The 17,763-nt window shown below is 35.5% G+C and carries 22 protein-coding genes and 1 riboswitch; of the genes, 4 read left to right on the top strand and 18 right to left on the bottom strand.

Translation table 11 applies throughout. From position 1 onward, the window contains the following. Positions 1-159: 159 nt before the first annotated feature. Positions 160-1,368: an FtsW/RodA/SpoVE family cell cycle protein gene (locus HMPREF3270_RS07565; RefSeq protein WP_002481760.1), complete on the top strand. Its 1,209-nt coding sequence runs from the start codon at positions 160-162 to the stop codon at positions 1,366-1,368. Positions 1,369-1,427: 59 nt separating this feature from the next. On the opposite strand, the gene HMPREF3270_RS13940 is transcribed toward HMPREF3270_RS07565, so the two are convergent. The 5 genes from HMPREF3270_RS13940 to csoR form a co-directional block, all read right to left on the bottom strand. After that, positions 1,428-1,568: an Lmo0850 family protein gene (locus HMPREF3270_RS13940; RefSeq protein WP_176746718.1), complete on the bottom strand. Its 141-nt coding sequence runs from the start codon at positions 1,566-1,568 to the stop codon at positions 1,428-1,430. Between the two features lie 81 nt (positions 1,569-1,649). Then, a complete protein-coding gene (locus HMPREF3270_RS07560; protein WP_070848607.1) occupies positions 1,650-3,842 on the bottom strand; it encodes a heavy metal translocating P-type ATPase in 2,193 nt (730 codons plus the stop codon). 92 nt (positions 3,843-3,934) lie between these two features. Continuing rightward, positions 3,935-4,141 carry a copper ion binding protein gene (locus tag HMPREF3270_RS07555; RefSeq protein ID WP_070848608.1) on the bottom strand — a complete coding sequence of 69 codons (207 nt, stop codon included), beginning with the start codon at positions 4,139-4,141 and terminating at the stop codon, positions 3,935-3,937. Positions 4,142-4,159: 18 nt separating this feature from the next. Continuing rightward, entirely contained in the window at positions 4,160-4,366 is a 207-nt protein-coding gene (locus HMPREF3270_RS07550) for a putative copper chaperone CsoZ (protein ID WP_002481764.1), read from the bottom strand. Between the two features lie 14 nt (positions 4,367-4,380). Continuing rightward, entirely contained in the window at positions 4,381-4,674 is a 294-nt protein-coding gene (csoR, locus tag HMPREF3270_RS07545) for a copper-sensing transcriptional repressor CsoR (protein ID WP_002481765.1), read from the bottom strand. Between the two features lie 158 nt (positions 4,675-4,832). Here csoR and cls point away from each other — a divergent pair, with 158 nt between their 5' ends. Continuing rightward, positions 4,833-6,314, top strand: coding sequence for a cardiolipin synthase (gene cls / locus HMPREF3270_RS07540; protein ID WP_070848609.1), 1,482 nt, complete (start codon positions 4,833-4,835; stop codon positions 6,312-6,314). A gap of 23 nt (positions 6,315-6,337) precedes the next feature. Next, a complete protein-coding gene (locus tag HMPREF3270_RS07535) occupies positions 6,338-6,988 on the top strand; it encodes an HD domain-containing protein (RefSeq protein ID WP_070848610.1) in 651 nt (216 codons plus the stop codon). A gap of 57 nt (positions 6,989-7,045) precedes the next feature. Here HMPREF3270_RS07535 and HMPREF3270_RS07530 read toward each other — a convergent pair whose 3' ends face one another. From HMPREF3270_RS07530 to HMPREF3270_RS07490, 9 genes are all read right to left on the bottom strand, one after another. Further along, positions 7,046-7,558, bottom strand: a complete 513-nt coding sequence (locus tag HMPREF3270_RS07530; RefSeq protein WP_070848611.1) for a GNAT family N-acetyltransferase — start codon at positions 7,556-7,558, stop codon at positions 7,046-7,048. Positions 7,559-7,683: 125 nt separating this feature from the next. After that, positions 7,684-8,553, bottom strand: a complete 870-nt coding sequence (yidC, locus tag HMPREF3270_RS07525; protein ID WP_002481769.1) for a membrane protein insertase YidC — start codon at positions 8,551-8,553, stop codon at positions 7,684-7,686. Between the two features lie 88 nt (positions 8,554-8,641). After that, positions 8,642-9,280, bottom strand: a complete 639-nt coding sequence (thiE, locus tag HMPREF3270_RS07520; protein ID WP_070848612.1) for a thiamine phosphate synthase — start codon at positions 9,278-9,280, stop codon at positions 8,642-8,644. Further along, positions 9,281-10,075, bottom strand: coding sequence for a hydroxyethylthiazole kinase (gene thiM, locus HMPREF3270_RS07515; protein ID WP_060804052.1), 795 nt, complete (start codon positions 10,073-10,075; stop codon positions 9,281-9,283). Next, entirely contained in the window at positions 10,068-10,889 is an 822-nt protein-coding gene (thiD, locus tag HMPREF3270_RS07510) for a bifunctional hydroxymethylpyrimidine kinase/phosphomethylpyrimidine kinase (RefSeq protein ID WP_002481772.1), read from the bottom strand. Before thiD ends, thiM begins: the two co-directional genes overlap by 8 nt. A 2-nt stretch (positions 10,890-10,891) precedes the next feature. After that, entirely contained in the window at positions 10,892-11,572 is a 681-nt protein-coding gene (gene tenA, locus HMPREF3270_RS07505; protein ID WP_070848613.1) for a thiaminase II, read from the bottom strand. 67 nt (positions 11,573-11,639) lie between these two features. Further along, a riboswitch (TPP riboswitch) is annotated at positions 11,640-11,736 on the bottom strand. Between the two features lie 113 nt (positions 11,737-11,849). Beyond that, positions 11,850-12,611: a LysM peptidoglycan-binding domain-containing protein gene (locus tag HMPREF3270_RS14430; RefSeq protein ID WP_060804050.1), complete on the bottom strand. Its 762-nt coding sequence runs from the start codon at positions 12,609-12,611 to the stop codon at positions 11,850-11,852. A gap of 209 nt (positions 12,612-12,820) precedes the next feature. Continuing rightward, complete coding sequence (locus HMPREF3270_RS07495) at positions 12,821-13,498, bottom strand: transglycosylase family protein (RefSeq protein ID WP_070462648.1); 678 nt, start codon at positions 13,496-13,498, stop codon at positions 12,821-12,823. Between the two features lie 711 nt (positions 13,499-14,209). Beyond that, on the bottom strand, positions 14,210-14,626 hold the full coding sequence (locus HMPREF3270_RS07490) for a single-stranded DNA-binding protein (protein WP_002481776.1): 417 nt from the start codon (positions 14,624-14,626) through the stop codon (positions 14,210-14,212). Between the two features lie 185 nt (positions 14,627-14,811). Here HMPREF3270_RS07490 and HMPREF3270_RS07485 point away from each other — a divergent pair, with 185 nt between their 5' ends. Further along, positions 14,812-15,255 (top strand): YwpF family protein, encoded by a 444-nt coding sequence (locus tag HMPREF3270_RS07485; RefSeq protein ID WP_002481777.1) that lies wholly within the window; start codon positions 14,812-14,814, stop codon positions 15,253-15,255. Between the two features lie 72 nt (positions 15,256-15,327). On the opposite strand, the gene fabZ is transcribed toward HMPREF3270_RS07485, so the two are convergent. The 4 genes from fabZ to HMPREF3270_RS07465 all read right to left on the bottom strand — a co-directional run bounded on the left by fabZ (position 15,328) and on the right by HMPREF3270_RS07465 (position 17,590). Next, on the bottom strand, positions 15,328-15,765 hold the full coding sequence (gene fabZ / locus HMPREF3270_RS07480) for a 3-hydroxyacyl-ACP dehydratase FabZ (RefSeq protein ID WP_070848614.1): 438 nt from the start codon (positions 15,763-15,765) through the stop codon (positions 15,328-15,330). Positions 15,766-15,769: 4 nt separating this feature from the next. After that, complete coding sequence (locus HMPREF3270_RS14425) at positions 15,770-15,895, bottom strand: DNA-directed RNA polymerase subunit beta (RefSeq protein WP_353422199.1); 126 nt, start codon at positions 15,893-15,895, stop codon at positions 15,770-15,772. An 80-nt stretch (positions 15,896-15,975) separates the two neighbouring features. Next, positions 15,976-17,247: a UDP-N-acetylglucosamine 1-carboxyvinyltransferase gene (gene murA, locus HMPREF3270_RS07470; RefSeq protein ID WP_070848615.1), complete on the bottom strand. Its 1,272-nt coding sequence runs from the start codon at positions 17,245-17,247 to the stop codon at positions 15,976-15,978. Positions 17,248-17,356: 109 nt separating this feature from the next. Then, entirely contained in the window at positions 17,357-17,590 is a 234-nt protein-coding gene (locus tag HMPREF3270_RS07465; RefSeq protein ID WP_002481781.1) for a DUF1146 family protein, read from the bottom strand. Between the last annotated feature and the right edge of the window lie 173 nt (positions 17,591-17,763).

Here is a 17,763-nt window from a genome sequence, read left to right as displayed (position 1 = left end):
AATTGGTAAAACGGTATATAATAGGAAATAGCTACAGATGAAAGTTCAAATATGCTATAGTTTTTCATATGGATAACTATACATAACATACAACTATCAAAGAGTAACCTGTCAACATCAATTGAACTGATGTAAAACATGCATTAAAGGAGACTATTTATGAAAGCTTCACGTCAACAACCTAATAAATCATGGATACGGCGTATTGACTGGGTTTTAATCGGCATTTTGGTAATATTTGCTATCATTAGTGTCGTTTTTATAAAATCTGCCATGGGCGGCGGTCAATATAGCGCAAACTTCAGTATTAAACAAATCATTTATTACATACTCGGTTTTATAATCGCCTTTGCAATTATGGTAATCTCACCGAAGCGTATTATGAAATACACTTATACGTTATACGGCATTTTATGTGTTTTGTTAATTGTCTTATTGGTAATGCCGGAAACTGCGATAACACCTATCATCAACGGTGCAAAAAGTTGGTACAGTTTTGGTCCGATCAGTATCCAACCTTCTGAGTTTATGAAAATTATACTGATTTTAATGCTTGCGAAGATTGTATCTCGTCATAACAAATATACATTTAACAAATCATTAGAAACTGACTTTAAGTTATTCTTTAAATTATTAATAGTCACAGGTATTCCGATGGCTTTAATCTTTTTACAAAATGACTTAGGGACAACGTTAGTCTGCCTAGCAATCTTAACAGGTGTTTTAATCGTCAGTGGGATTTCTTGGAAAATCCTTGCACCTATTTTCTTAACGATTTTATCAATCGGTGCATTCTTTATTTTATCTATTATCTTCAAACCATCATTAATTGAAAATGGGTTCGGTATTAAAACCTATCAATTAGGGCGTATCGCTTCATGGTTAGATCCTTATTCTTATAGTTCAGGCGATGGCTATCATTTAACAGAGTCGCTGAAAGCAATCGGTTCTGGGCAATTATTAGGTAAAGGACTTAATCATGGTGAAGTTTATATTCCTGAAAACCATACTGACTTTATCTTCTCTGTTGTTGGTGAGGAATTCGGATTTATCGGCGCTGTATTATTAATCATTTTATTTATTGTGCTGATGTTCCACTTGGTACGTCTTGCGAATAAAAACACAATTATTTACAACAAGATTTATATTATCGGATTTATGACACTTGTTTTATTCCATGCAGTCCAAAACATGGGAATGACAGTTCAATTATTACCAATTACAGGTATTCCGCTTCCATTCATCAGTTACGGCGGTAGCTCTTTATGGAGTTTAATGACGGGTGTCGGTGTGATCTTATCAATCTACTATCACCAACCTGTCCCTTATCAACCAGACTTCTTACGTTCTAAATCTTATACAAACTAAAAAAACAGGTTATCGGTTGAACATTGCATTCAATGTCCGAATCGATAACCTGTTTTTTATTACTTTAATTTTGGTGTCGCTACTGAAGTATTCGGTAACTTATGCATAATCTCTAATCTGGATTTCGTTTTCTTAATATTGACACCGAGCGAAGATAACAATTGAACGACATTACGTAGTTTATCTGTATTATTATTCATTCGTGTTCACCCCATCTTCGTATTACTATAGAATAGTTACTTTTATTCTACCCTAAAAATTTTCATTTTACTACATTATTTTTATATTTTCTTTTGTGGTTTAACTTTTTGTAGTCTTAATGCATTGAGTACGACTGAGACTGAACTGAATGCCATTGCAGCGCCAGCCACCCATGGGGCAAGTAAACCGAATGCCGCAATCGGAATGCCGATTGCATTGTAACAGAATGCGAAGAATAAGTTTTGTTTAATATTCTTCATCGTACGCTGACTCATATCTAACGCATCTTCTACTTTTTCAATATCTCCACCGACAATCATTATGTCGCCTGCTTCAATCGCAATATCAGAACCTGTACCCATTGCCAAGCCGATGTTACTTTTTGCTAATGCTGGTGCATCATTGATACCATCACCGACCATCATCACATTTTTACCTTCATCTTGTAATTTCGTAATCTCTTCAGCTTTATGATCAGGTTTCACACCAGCGATGACACGGTTAATGCCTAACTCTTCAGCAATGGCTTCAGCTGTACCTTGGCTGTCACCACTTAACATCACAATGTCATAATGTGGATTTAAGCGCTCAATTAATGCTTTGGCACTTGTTTTCGGTTCATCTCTTAAGGCAATCAATCCCGCAAATTGATTATCGATTGAAGCTAATACAACCGTTGAACCTTGATGTTGTAAATTTTTTATTTCTGCTTCAAGCTGCTCATCCCAATCATTCAAATCAGGTTGAATAAAGCTTTGTGATCCGATTTTGATAAACTGTCCATTAATATAACCACTAATACCATTACCTGGATGTGTTTGATACTGTTCTACTATCAAGTTTTGCGCATCTTGATAATAGTCTGTAATTGCTTGTGATAATGGATGTTCAGATTGTACTTCTAAACTTTTTACAAGTGTTCCGAACTGTTGATTATCTGTATTATCGATGACTTTGTATACTGAAGGTTGCCCTTCTGTTAATGTGCCTGTTTTATCTAATACGATTGTGTCCACATTTTGCGTTTGTTCTAATGCTTCAGATGATTTGAATAACACACCTAATTCTGCTGAACGTCCTGATCCAGCCATAATTGAAGTCGGTGTCGCAAGACCTAAAGCACATGGACATGCAATAACTATGACTGCGATAAAGACCTCTAAACTAGATTGAAAATTAAATGGTGTGATAAAACTGAACCAAATAATAAACACAACAAGCGCGATACCGAGTACTGTCGGCACAAAGATTCCAGAAATCTTATCTGCTAAACGTTGAATATTTGGTTTTTCTCCTTGTGCTTCTTCAACAATTTTAATAATTTGATTTAATACTAAATCATCGCCTGTATGTGTCACTTTCACTTTAATAAAGTTTCCATGGTTTAATGTGGCACCGATGACTTCATCACCAATCGTTTTATCTACAGGAATACTTTCACCAGTTAACATTGATTCATCTAAACTAGTCTCCCCTTCGATAATTTCACCATCTAAAGGCACATATTCACCGCTTTTAATCAGTAAAACATCACCTTTCTGTACTTGATCGACTGGTAAAGAGACCGCTTCCCCATCTCGTTCTACACGCGCTTCTTTAACTTGAAGTGATAACAATTTATTAATCGCATCACTCGCATGGCCTTTAGCTTTCGCCTCAAAGTATTTACCAAGTAAGATTAACGTAATTAAAACTGCACTGGTTTCAAAGTACAATGGAATGTGTTTTTCACCCGCATGAATAATCCACATATAGATACTATAGAAGTACGCTGCGGAAGTCCCTAATGCGACCAAGACATCCATATTAGCACTCTTATTTCTTAATGCACCATACGCACCTTTATAGAATTGCCAACCTAGAATAAATTGGACTGGCGTTGCTAAGATAAATTGGAACCACGGTTCTGTCATCACATGAGGGAGTGGCAAGAAGCTTAAGAAGCTGAAATGCCCCACCATGGTATATAACAATGGCAATGATAAAATCATCGCAATAATAAATTTCATTTTTTGACGATTTAACTCTTGGTTTTTACGTGCTTTTGCTTCATCTGCAGTTTCAAGCGCAATGGGTTCATAACCGAGCTGTTTCACTTTTTCAAAGACTTGATCCATATCGACATGGCTTTGATCATATTCGATAGATGCTTTTTCAGTGACTAAGTTCACATTCGCTTGGTCGATCCCTTCTGTACGACTCAAAACCCGTTCAATTCGTGATGAGCAAGCAGCACAAGTCATACCTGATATTTTAAACTCTGCTTTTTCCATATTTCACCTGCTCCTATACCCTACATAGGTATATTTTTATTTAAAAAAGAAGGCTCAGCCATAGAGATAACTTGAGCCTTTATAATTCTGTCTTATTTTACAACGTCATAACCTGCGTCATAAATTGCTGATTCAACTTCAGATAATACTTTATCTTCACCATTGAATGTTACGTCTACTGTATTATTATCTGGAGTAGCCGTTACTTGGTCAACGCCATTTACTTTACCAACAGCATCTTCTACAGCTTTTTTACAATGACTGCAACTCATACCTTCAACTTTTAATTGTTTTTCCATATCACAACACTCCTCTTTTTAATTTAATATTTGGTAACCTTGATCATAAATTTCTTTTTCCAAATTGTTTAAACTGATTGGTGTCTGGTAACTCGCTTTCACTTCTTGTGATTTCAGATCCACTTGCACTTCTGACATACCAATCATTTGCTGCAAATGTTCTTGCAAAATATGCTGTTGTTCTTCAGTTTCCATACCACTGATTTGAATCACACTACTATGCATGTCTGACTCCTTTATTAATCTTTAATTAATTTTTGGACGGTAACTAATAATTCTTCCATTGCAGCTTCTGCTTGTCCATCTTCAGCTTTATGCAAAATACAGCCTTTCATATGATGATCCAGCAATTTTACAGCAACACTATTCAAAGCTGAACGTGTCGCTCTGATTTGTGTTAAAACATCATCACAATAAACATCTTCATCTATCATGCGATTAATCGCTCTGACTTGTCCTTCTATACGATTCAGTCGTGCTTTAAGGTTAGATTTGATTTTTTCTGAATGATGTGCGCGTTCTTCTTGCGTCATGTTTGAACCTCCGTCCTATTAGGTTTCTACCTCTAGAATATACCCTATATAGGTATATGTCAAATGTATCGTGAAAGGTGTGCCTGTGTTACAATAAGTTCAACATCAGCCAAAGTAAAAACATACATAATTGCTGATTAACAACACGGAGGTTACTTATGTATAATTTCGACTTTATACCTTTTCAAGTCAATTTAGTTATCAATATTATTTTAATCGGCTTATTCATATTAAACCTCGTATTCGGTTTCGTTATTGTATTTATGGAAAGAAGATCTGCAGGATCGATTTGGGCATGGTTGCTCGTACTCGTATTCTTGCCTGTTATCGGGTTCATACTTTATTTATTGTTGGGCCGCCAAATCCAAAGAGATCATATCTTTTCCTTAGATGAGGAAGACCGTATTGGATTAGAGGCAATTGTTAATGAACAATTAAAAGCATTACAGACCAAAGAGTTCTCTAAAGGGAACCATGAAATCGTCAAACATAAATCAATGGTACAAATGTTGTTGTATAATAACTCAGCCTTCTTAACTACTGATAATGAAATGACGATTTTTACAGATGGTCATGAAAAGTTTGATGCGTTGATTAAAGATATAGAAAACGCCACAGATTACATCCATATCGAGTATTACATTTTTAGAAATGACAAGCTTGGTAAACGTATCTTAGCTGCCTTAGAGAAAAAACTTGAAGAAGGCCTTGAAGTAAAAATGTTATACGATGATATGGGTTCCAGGGGCTTAACTTTAAAAGACTTTGATGAGTTCAGAAGAATGGGCGGACAAGTTGAATCTTTCTTCCCTTCTAAATTACCGCTTATCAACTTTAGATTAAACAACCGAAATCACCGTAAAATTGTCGTGATTGATGGTTATATCGGATATGTCGGAGGTTTTAATGTTGGTAAAGAATATTTAGGCTTATCCAAACGTTTCGGATACTGGAGAGACACGCACTTACGTATTGTCGGAGATGCGGTCAATGCCTTGCAATTACGCTTTATTTTAGATTGGAACTCACAAGCTAAGCGTGATAACATCACTTATTCTGATCGCTACTTCCCCGACATTGATACAGGTAGTTCTATCGGTATCCAAATCGCATCAAGCGGTCCAGATGAAGATTGGGAGCAAATCAAATACGGTTATTTGAAAATGATTACTTCAGCGAAAAATTCGATTCAAATTCAATCGCCCTACTTTATTCCTGACCAAGCCTTTATGGATGCTGTGTCTATTGCTGCATTAGGCGGTGTAGATGTATCGATTATGATTCCAAATAAACCAGACCATCCATTCGTCTACTTTGCGACATTGAAAAATGTTGCATCACTGTTGGCATCAGGCGTCAAGGTTTATCATTATGACAATGGTTTCTTACATTCAAAAATGATGATTATTGATGACGAAGTCGCAAGTGTGGGAACAGCGAATATGGACCATCGTAGTTTTACACTGAATTTTGAAATCAATGCGTTTATTTATGACCGTCAAATTGCGGCACAATTGCGTGACCAGTTCAATCAAGATTTAATGTTATCTTCAGAATTAACACAAGAGCGTTATAATCAACGCAGTTTATGGGTGAAATTCAAAGAAGCCATTGCCAACTTAATTTCACCGATATTGTAAATCATAAAGGAGTACACAAAGTCATGAATCAATATCAACAATTAAAATCAGTTGAACAATATATGAAAGACTTCCATCAAACAGATCACACAGGGCATGATATCAACCATGTCATGCGGGTCGTTAAAATGGCACTCTTCATCTCTGAACAAGAAGGCTACGGCAATCCTTACATTATTCAAATGGCTGCATTATTACATGATACGGTAGATACCAAATTAACAGATGAAACTGCTGCTGAAAATCAACTAATTGATTTTTTAAACCGTATTGAAGTTAGTGGACAGGATCAAGAAAAAATTATGCATATCATCAAAAACATCAGCTTTCGTCATAATGCGGATCAAGAAATCCCCTTATCCAAAGAAGGTTATATTGTTAGAGATGCAGATCGCTTAGATGCGATTGGTGCAATTGGTATAGCGCGTACGTTCCAATTTGCGGGTCACTTTGATGAGCCGATGTGGCAAGGGCCTATTCCTGATAGTATTAATTCTGATAACGAATTAGAAGGTTATGATCCTTCAGCGATTAAGCATTTCTATGATAAATTGTTTAAACTTAAAGATTTAATGCATACTGAAACAGCTTCAGAAATTGCGCAAGAACGTCATCGTTTTATGGAATTCTTCGTCGCACAATTCTTTAACGAATGGCAGTTTACAGAACAATAAGCAAATAAGATGAAGAAGCGGTTGAGAACAAATCTAAATTCTCAACCGCTTCTTTTTTTATTCGATATTATATGCTAGGATAAAATCTGTTTGTCTATCATTCCCCATCATGAAATCATGTTCTGAGATCTTCTTGAATCCTAAATGTTTATAGAAACCTAATGCTTGTTCATTTTTCTCCCATACACCTAGCCATACACATTTTTTACCATCTTCGACTGCTGTCTTTATAGCAAAGTTCAATAATTTTTTACCATAACCATAGCCATGATAATTCTTCAAAATATATAAGCGTTCTATTTCAGTACAATCAGATGAAACTTGTTCTGTTTGTGAATCCCCTTCATTCAACTTTAAATATCCGACAATTTTATCGTTATCATACAAGAAATAGAAATTCGAATGTGGATCTTCTAATTCACGTCTTAGTTTGTCTTGTGTAAATGCTGTATCTAAATAATCTTTAATATTTTCTGGGCTGTTCATTTCTCTAAATGTGTCATCAAAAGTTCTATAGCTGATTTTCTGTAACTCTAAAATGTCAGCAGTTGTTACTGATTTAATTTCCATTGGTATTCCCCTCCAATTTTAAAATAACACTTTTAGTTACTATTACTATTCCCTATTGTACAAATCCTAAATAAAAAATCAGCTGCAATTTTAGTTGCAACTGATTTTAAGTCATCAATGATGTATTATTTTTTCTTTCTGTTTTTCTTACCTAAGACTTGCGCACCTTTTTGTTTACCGTCTTTACCATGTTTCTTTTCATATTCTCTAATCATCGGAGCGACTTCTTCTTTCGCTTTCTTAGAGTAATATTGGTTCGCAACATATGTTTGAACAATCAAGAACGCGGCACTGACTGACCAGTATAAACCTAATGCAGCTGCTGAACTTAATGATACCCAGATAATCATAATTGGTGAAATGATCATCATCATGTAACTCATTTGTTTTTGTTCAGGCGGCATACTGAAAGTTGATACGTAAGCTTGTAGGAAGTATAACACACCGGCAATAATTGTAATCCAAATATCCGGTTTTGCTAAGTTGAACCATAAGAAATCAGGATGTTCTACAATACCACCTGGTGATGGGTATTTTAATACGAAGAATAAGCCCATGATTACAGGCATTTGTATTAACATTGGTAAACATCCAAGCATACTTTGCATTGGATTCATATCGTATTTTTTATAAACTTCCATCATTTCTTGGTTTGCTGCCATTTTTTCTTCTTGTGTGCGTGCACGTTTTACTTTCTCTTTCACTGCGTCCATATCTGGTTTTGCAATCACCATTTTTTCGCGCATTAAGTGACTGTTCTTATAGTTAGAAAGCATGAATGGCAGAACGACAATACGGATTGCTAAAACTAAGACAATAATCGCTAATCCATAATCGTTATTAAAACTAGAGCCTAGCCAATGGATGATGTTATCCATGTTTTTCACAAATGTATTATAGAAAAAACCTGTTCTGTTTTCAGGTTTAGAATAATCACATCCTGCAAGAAAAACCATAACCCCAAGAAGCAAAGGCAATAATGCTTTTTTATTCATTTTTCCACCTCTATTGGTATTATTCACATAAAAATAATTTTATCACATTCTATGAGGTGTAGAAAACAAAAACATAGAATTAAGGGCATTATTTAAAATATTGTAAGAAATTGCGAACGGTTTCTTTAACATTTGAACTCTGAGCAATCGCTGAAATAACTGATACACCTTGTGCATGTGTTTGCGCAATCGGTTCGACATTATTTAACGCAATACCGCCAATTGCGACAATCGGCATACCATTTGTTTTCTCATGCAATGTTTCAATCATTTCTGTGCCGACAGGGTCACTGGCATCGTCTTTAGACCCTGTTTTAAATATCGGACCAACGCCAATATAATCGACATCTGTTAAATCAGATTGCGCTAATTCTGTTTCATTGCCGACACTTAAACCGATAATTTTATTTTTAAAGTGTGTCTTAAAAGTATTCACTTTCGCATCATCTTGTCCAACATGAATGCCATCAGCATCAATCAACTCTGCTAATTCAACATCATCATTTACGATAAAAGGTACATGATATTGTTCACATAATTGTTTCAAAGATTGTGCCAGTTCTTTCTTCGCATTACCTGTTTTAGCGTTAGGCCCTTTTTCACGAAATTGATACATCGTAATGCCGCCTTCTAATGCTTCAGTTAATACTTCATGAATCGTACGACCTTCAGGTATATCTTGTGTTCCGCAAATAAAGTAAACTTTTAAATCCTCTGGTTGAAACACTTATTTCACCTCTTGTGCTTTACGATTTTCTACTGCTGCTTCACTGTCTATTTTATATAATGCATCAATAAATTGAACTAAGAAAGTACCTGGTCCTTTACTTTCACTTAATTGTTCAGCACGTTCAGCTGCAATATTATAAACAGAAACTGCTTCAATTAAATCTTCAATCTCTGGATTTTCATTTCTAAATAAGAATGCACCTACAATAGCACCTAATAAACAACCTGCACCTGTAATTTGCGTTAAGAAACGTGAACCATTATTCAGCTTAACGATTTTATTGTTTTGAGCAATGACATCTGTTTCACCAGTTAACACAATGGCAGTTTGATATTGTTCATGTGCTTTTTTCGCAATGGATACAACATCTAAGCTTTCAGCACTATCTGTACCTTTCATTGTTGTTGTATCATCTATAAGCGTTAAAATTTCTGAAGCATTTCCTTTGATTACAGTTGGTTTCACTTGCTCTAGGAATGTTTTGCAAAATTGTTTACGATACGTTGATGCGCCCACAGCAACGGGATCAAACACTAACGGTGTGTTTGTCTTATTCGCAATTTTTCCAACTTCTAACATTGCTTGTTCATTCGCTTTTGTCAGTGTGCCAATATTAATTAAGACTGCACCCGCGTGTGGATAAAAATCTTCTGCTTCTTCTGGTGCTTCGCTCATTGCTGGACTCGCACCTAAACTTAAGAGTCCATTAGCTGTAAAATTTTTAACGACATCATTCGTAAAACAAATAACTAATGGATGTTCTGTTCTGATTCTATCTAAACCTTTACTCATCATCTAATCCTACTTTCTTCATATATGCGAAATGGTTAACTGGTCCTCTGCCTTGTCCTATCTCAGGTGTATATTTAATACTTAATGCGATAAAGTCTTTTGCTTTTTTAACCGCTTCATAAATCGTTTTCCCTTTCGCTAGCTCAGCCGCAATTACAGCTGAAAAAGTACAACCTGTACCATGTGTATGTTTTGTTTCATATCTTTCACTTTCAAAAATTTCTAAACCATCTTTCGTAAATAGATAGTCTTTTGCGATATTGTCATCTTCGATATGACCACCTTTAATGACTACACCTTTACTGCCGATTTCTTCTATGAAGATTTTACCTGCTTTTTTAATCGCATCTTCATTATCTAATTTGAATCCTACAATTTCCTCTGCTTCAGGTAAGTTAGGTGTTGCAACATCAGCAAGTGGTAACAAGATACTTTGTAAGGCATGTTTACCTTTATCATCCATTAAAGAGTCTCCACTTTTGGCTAGCATTACTGGATCAATGACATATGGAATTTCAGGATGCTTTTCTAAATAAGTACGAATTAATTCCATCATTTCTTTTGTCGCAATCATGCCAGTTTTAATCGCTTGCGGTAATTCGTCATCAAACACACTATCTAACTGTTCTTCTAACCAAGATAATTCTAAGTTATGAATGTGTTGAACCCCTTTTGTATTTTGCGCTACGATACTTGTGATTGCGGCCATCCCGTACACACCGCATGCATGAAATGACTTTAAGTCAGCCATTACACCTGCGCCGCCTGTTGGATCTGTGCCTGCAATCGTTAAAGCAATTTTCGGTTTGTTCATAATTATTTACCTCCAAATTCCCATTGTTCTTTTGTATAAGCCATATTAAAGAAGTTTCGTTCATGTACTGTACTTTGTAGATAATTCTCTCTGACTTCTTGTCTCTCTGTATCTGTCATATGTTTTGTTAACTCATTCATTAATTGGTTTAAAACATCGATTAATGCATCCATTTCTGTTTGATAGAATTCAAACCATTTTTTCAATATAGAAGATTGATTTAATCTGTCATCCTGCATTGCGCGTTTTGCAACTTCTGCATAGACATAAGGACAAGGTACCATTGCCGCAATCGCATATGCAGCATTTTCATGGGCATAAACGTTGTAATACATATGTTTAATATAATGGTCACCACTTGGCGGCCACACTTTTTGTTGTACGATTTCGTGATACGGTTCACCCACGTATTCTGCCATGAATTCATGTGCTTCCACTTCACCATTCACAATGAATTGAATTTGATCAACTAGAAATCGAACACTTTCTAAATTCGGCATTTTAGGAATTAATAATGCATAGATATTCGCAAACTCTCTTAAATACGAGGCATCTGCACGTAAATATTGTCTAATTGACTCTTTATCTATATTCCCTTTTAACAATGCTTGAATGAAATTATCGTCATAAATTTGATCAATAATCGGTTGTGCATCTCTTTCAAGTGTTTCAGCAAAAGTCACTTTTATTCCTCCAATAAAAAAACTGCATTCCAACCTAGGAGTGCAGTTTCAGTATTTTTGCATCATGCATACTATGTATCTACTTTCCTACGTTGGTCTTAACCAAATCAGGTTTAAAGGGTCTAGTTTCCTATCTCAGCCAAAAGGCGCCCCTAGCAGTTTTTATTTAATTTATTTACATACTAAACATATCAAAGCCCTTTCATACTTGCAATGAATCTGTTTTCATAAAAAAAGCCGAGACCTCAGTCTCGACTTGAATTTTAACTATTTAACATTAATAACCCCAAGCACTTAATCCTTGTACGTTATATGCATGTACAGCTGAGTTGATTTGATCTTGAACTGAAGCTGTTGAACCATGACCAGGCATTGTTTGGAATAAACCATGTGCACCTGATGCATTATGTGCATGTAATTGTCCATTTGATTCACGTGCAATGATGTTTTCCCATACTGATGCAGATACGCCTGTACGAGCTTCCATTTGTGCTGCTGCGTATGCACCTGTAGAACCTGCAGTATTACCGTTAGCTAATCTTACTGAACCTGAACCATAAGATGCATATGATGGTGCACTGTATGATGCTTGTGGTGCGTTATAAGATTGTTGTGGTGCTGTATATGATGATTGTGGCGCATTGTTTGATTGCGCTTGGTTATAATTATTGTAAGATACTTGTTGCGTATTGTATGCATAGTGGCTGTCTGATTGTACAGCTGTTTGTGTTGTCGCAACTTTTTTAGGTTCTTTAACTTTTAAACTTTCATCTACTAAGATTAAGTCAGATTTTTTATCGTTCCATTTTTTTAATTCTTTGACTTTAACGTCGAATTTTTTAGCGATTTTATTTAAAGTGTCACCTTTAACTACAGTGTATTCACCTTTTTCGTTTAGATACTTTTCAGCGTCTTTTACTTTCTTCGCATGTTCAGCTTTTGATGATGATTTTGCTTGTACGTCTTGAGTTCCAATTCCTGTTGCCAATACTGCTGCAGCAGCTGTCACCGCTGTCGATGCTACTAGTAATTTCTTCATGTAAAATATGTCCTCCCATAAGGTGTTTGTATTAAATCATTTATTTGATGTCTTTATAATAGCATCTATCCTAATAACATAGGTTACAACAATATATATTTCTTGTGTCTTTCTTTACATACATATTACAAAAGGCAGGTTACCTCCTAAATTGGAGATAACCTGCCTGATAGATTTTTTAACTATTTATTTATAATCAGTTAACTGAATTATGCAGTAACCCAGTGACCTGCACCTGCGCCACCGTCATATAATTTAACAGCTGCTGCGTCTTGTACGCTTTCTGGTGCTGATGCTGGTGATTTACCTACCCATTCAGCTGGTGCTACTGAATCCCAAGTTGATTGTAAGAATTGGAATTTACCTGCTGCACCTGATGATGGGTTGATTGCGTGGATGTCGCCACCTGATTCACGTTGTGCAATTGCACGTAAGTGATCATTTAAACCAACTGATGAACCAGTGCTTGCTGATTGTTGTGGAGCAGCTTGTTGAGCTTGAGGTGCTGCTTGTTGTGCTGGTGCTTGTTGAGTTGTTGCTTCTTGTGCTTGAGGTGCTGCTTGCTCAGCTACTGGAGCTTGTTGAGCTGCTGGTGCTTGTTGAGTTGTAGTTTGAGCTGCTGGTGCGTTACCGCCTGCTTGACCATAGCTCCAGCTCCAATATTGACCGTCTGATTCAAAGTTGAAGTCTAAACCATTATATTCAAAGTTAATATTATAAGCGCCTTCTTGTACAGGGCTTTCGTTTAATTGTTCAGGATTGTTTAATGCTGTTTCTGCTAATTGTGCTTGATCTGCATTTCCTTGTTCAGATGCGTGAGCTTCTGCTCCTACTCCTACTGCGAATAATGCTGCTGTTGCTGATGAAGCTACTAATAATTTTTTCATTTCTAAAAATCCTCCTATAAGGTAATTGTTTTTTCGTGTGATTAATATCATCAATTTGCAATTACAACTATATCATCTGAAATCAGGGTGTAGGTTACAACGAAATAAAAAAATACAGCTTAATTTTACGTGTAAATTACATTAAAATAAAATAGTTAGATATCTTATCATCACTTCAAATCCTATTAATATCACATTCGAACTGAATTTTGACTCTTAACCTATGTAACATTTATGTAATCTTTCAGATAATTGAAGGGTTATTTTACCCTTTACATCTGCTAAAACTTCTAGAAAAAACCGCAATAAAACCCGATTTCTTCTCTGTCAAACGTAGTTTTTATGAAAAAAGACCCTGCATAAAGTGAAATTTATGCAAAGTCTTGGTGAGTATTAGTATATTTAAAGAGTTTTTTATGGATTAAGTTGAAAGTACAAAATTGAAAATGGAGCAATCCAAGCATCTTTCGCAGTAAAAGCTATGCGTTGGACTAAATAGAGTTTAAAAATAGAGTTTGGAATAGATTATAGGAACCTTCCTATAATAGAAAGAAGGATAATTCTAACATCATAATGAATTACTTTTAATTAACGAGAGGACAGCATGATACTTTGAACAGGATAGAGATGGATACATCATGCTGGTTGTTGCAATTTGATTTTGGGAGATATGCAGTTAAGCATATATAATGTCAATGGATAACTTGGTAGTTAGAGATGAATGGCGTCGAAGGACGGGCTTCCTTCATATTCACCCATCAAAGTGTCCGTTTGTGCATGGTGTGATGAGAATTGACAACTTGAATTGTCATTCGGATGCGAGATGAATTTGATTGTTTCTACAACCAGCTCCATACCGAAATGTGTTTGATTATCTTTTTCATATTTGTAGGAATGCATATAGCCAGTAATACCGACAAGCGATCCTTTTTGTGTATAGCTGGCAATATTTCGGGCAATCTTGCCAAAAGCCTTACAATTAATAAAGTCTACAGATTGTTTGTTCTGGCCTTGATAGTTATAATGACGTTCTGTCGCAACACTAAAGTATACAATGTCTGATTCCTCCTTTGCTGTCAATTGAGGTTGTTTCGTCAATCTTCCTACAATAACGATTTTATTAAGCATTTTGTCACCTCCTTGGTTACTATCATATTCAGATTGATACATATCGTCAAAACACAAATTAAGAGAAATTTTATAGTTGATTGGTTAATTTTCTGTACTATCTCTCAAATATTTTTATCTTTTACGCTATACTAGAATCAGAAAGAAAAAATTTGCAGATTTTAAAAAGATTGGAGTGACTTCAATTGAAAACATTTAAAGCAGTCAGATTCCAAATTGTCACTGAACACGGTGGCGTTATAGAATATGAACTCTATGATGGTGTAATTATCAATAAAGAACAAAGCGGCACCGGCTGGTTGTTAGAAATTGTAATCTCCAGTAACCACTACGATATTATGAAAGAATATATGGATGATGAAACATTATTAGATATACGTGTTGTGATTACACGTCCTTCTAATGATCCTGCATTATTCGATGCAACGATTAAAAATATTTCATTATACGATAATGAGCGTATGTCTATTATTTTTGATTGCCACGTCTATACATTAAGACAAGTTTATGCTGAAAATTTATTAGCACAGCTTGTAGATGATGGATTATCTGGTGAAGAATTGAAGACTTCATTCAACCGTATGATGCAATCAAAACCACGTTTAAAAGACGAAAAAAGAGAAGATTAAAAAAAGACTGAGACAATATAGATGAATTAAAGCAATGCTTTATATCTATTGTCTCAGTCTTTTTATATCAGCTTATACATCTTGGATTGCGAATGTTAATTCACAGCTACATGCCAATTGACCATCAACAGTTGCTTTCGCAGTGCCTTTACCAATTGGTCCACGCATTTTAGTAATTTCAACTTCTAACTGTAATGTATCACCAGGTACAACTTGTTTTTTGAAACGACATTTATCAATACCAGCGAATAATGCGATTTTACCTTTGTTTTGTTCACTGTTTAAAATCGCAACTGCACCAGTTTGTGCTAATGCTTCAGTAATCAACACGCCTGGCATAACCGCGTATTCTGGGAAATGACCTTGGAAGAATGGTTCATTACCTGATACTTGTTTAATAGCCACACAACGTTGACCTTCTTCATACTCAACAACTTTATCAATTAATAAAAAAGGTTGGCGGTGTGGGATAATGTTTTTAATTTGGTTATAGTCAAAAATTGTTTCCATGTTACTAGCCTCCAAAAATTTGCTTGAAATGATACCAAGTCTGGTATTCAAATATATTAAGCGGATTTTGATGATTCAATATAAAACCGATACACATACCGATGAAAAACATCAAAAGCATCATAAGCATAACGATGAGTATGTGAAAACCAATCGGTAATTTTATCACTTTAAAATAAAAGCGTTTAATCATCTTAATCCCCTACTTACTTATTTATTAACACGCTCAATATCAGCACCTAAAGCTTTAAGTTTACCGTTAAAGTTTACGTAACCTCTATCTAAGTGTTGTAATTCTGAAACTTCAGTAGTACCTTCAGCCACTAAACCGGCTAAAATCAATGCTGCTGCAGCACGTAAATCAGTTGCTTTCACTTGTGCGCCTTGTAAATGGCTTTTACCTGTAATTTTTGCATTGCGTCCTTCAACCGTAATTTGAGCATTCATTCGTTTGAATTCAGCAACATGCATAAAGCGATTTTCAAAGACAGTTTCTGTAATGACTTTATGTCCTTCAGCTGTTAACAATAACGCCATCATTTGTGATTGCATATCTGTAGGGAATCCTGGGTGTGGTAATGTTTTGATATCTACTGGTTGCAATTCACCTTCTGCAGATACTCGGATACCTTTATCTTCATATGATAAGTTGACACCCATTTCTTCTAGTTTATACAACAAGCTTGTTAAATGTTCTTTAATTGCACCTTTAACTAAAACATCGCCTCTTGTAATAGCGCCTGCTACAAGTAATGTACCTGCTTCAATACGATCTGGGATAATCGCATGTTCTACACCATGTAACGCTTCGACACCATGAATCGTAATTGTATCTGTTCCTGCACCAGTTACATTTCCGCCCATTTCGTTGATGTAGTTTGCTAGGTCAACGATTTCTGGTTCACGTGCAACATTCTCGATAACAGATTTACCTTTTGCTAATGAAGCTGCCATGATGATATTTTGTGTAGCACCTACACTTGGGAAATCTAAGTGAATCTCTGCACCTGTTAAACCATTTGCAGTTTCAGCAAAGACAAAGCCGTTTTCTAAATGAATTTTGGCACCTAGTGCTTCAAATCCTTTGATATGTTGTTCAATCGGTCTGCTTCCGATAGAGCAACCGCCTGGTAAAGCTACTTTTGCATGACCTAAACGTGCAAGCAATGGACCCATGACTAAAATACTCGCACGCATTTTACTGACATATTCATAAGGTGCTTCTGAATTCAATTGTTTCGTCGCATCAACTGTCACGCTGTTATCCTCTTTATGGTACTCAATTTCAGCATTAAGCGTTGAAAGTACATTATTAATCGTTTCAACATCGCTTAACTCAGGCACATTATGTAATGTACTCGTTCCCTTTGAAGCTAACAATGATGCAGTTAAAATTGGCAATACTGCATTTTTTGCTCCCTCAACTTGTACTTCTCCTACTAGACGATTTCCGCCTTTAATAATCATTCTATCTCTATTCATTACTACTCCTCCACTTTTTAACTCCTGAACATCTTCAATTTAAAAATTTCTCATCTCTTCTATTACCTATTATTATATATGGAAAAACATTTGAATTACACTCAAACGATTAGCGGCCAAGATATTTAAGTTGCGTTGAAAATTGCAATAAATCTATGATGAAATTACTAACTCCTGTTCCGATTAAAATCGCAAGAAATATAATCAGCACTTGTACTTGGACAGGATAACCCTTTTTAAAGAATTGATCCAACCTAATCGCATTCAATGCCCAATATGCGACACAGATACAAAGCACATGCATAATCAAATGCGCAATCGCAAATTGCCCTAAATATTCCATGATCTTTGTCGTCTCCTCAATTGTTTACTGTCTCATATTGTACATGAAAATAGAGTAAAATCATACATTCTTACTTAGAAATTCAAAATCCTAATATCTGTTCACTCATATGTTTACCCTAAAATTTGACATTAAAAAATGGCTCTCTGTCAAATAGGACTGGTGAGCTAAAA

This window comes from Staphylococcus sp. HMSC65H10 (assembly GCF_001839185.1).
In the GTDB taxonomy this organism is placed as follows: Bacteria; Bacillota; Bacilli; order Staphylococcales; family Staphylococcaceae; genus Staphylococcus; species Staphylococcus simulans.
This window is presented reverse-complemented; position numbering and strand designations above follow the sequence as displayed.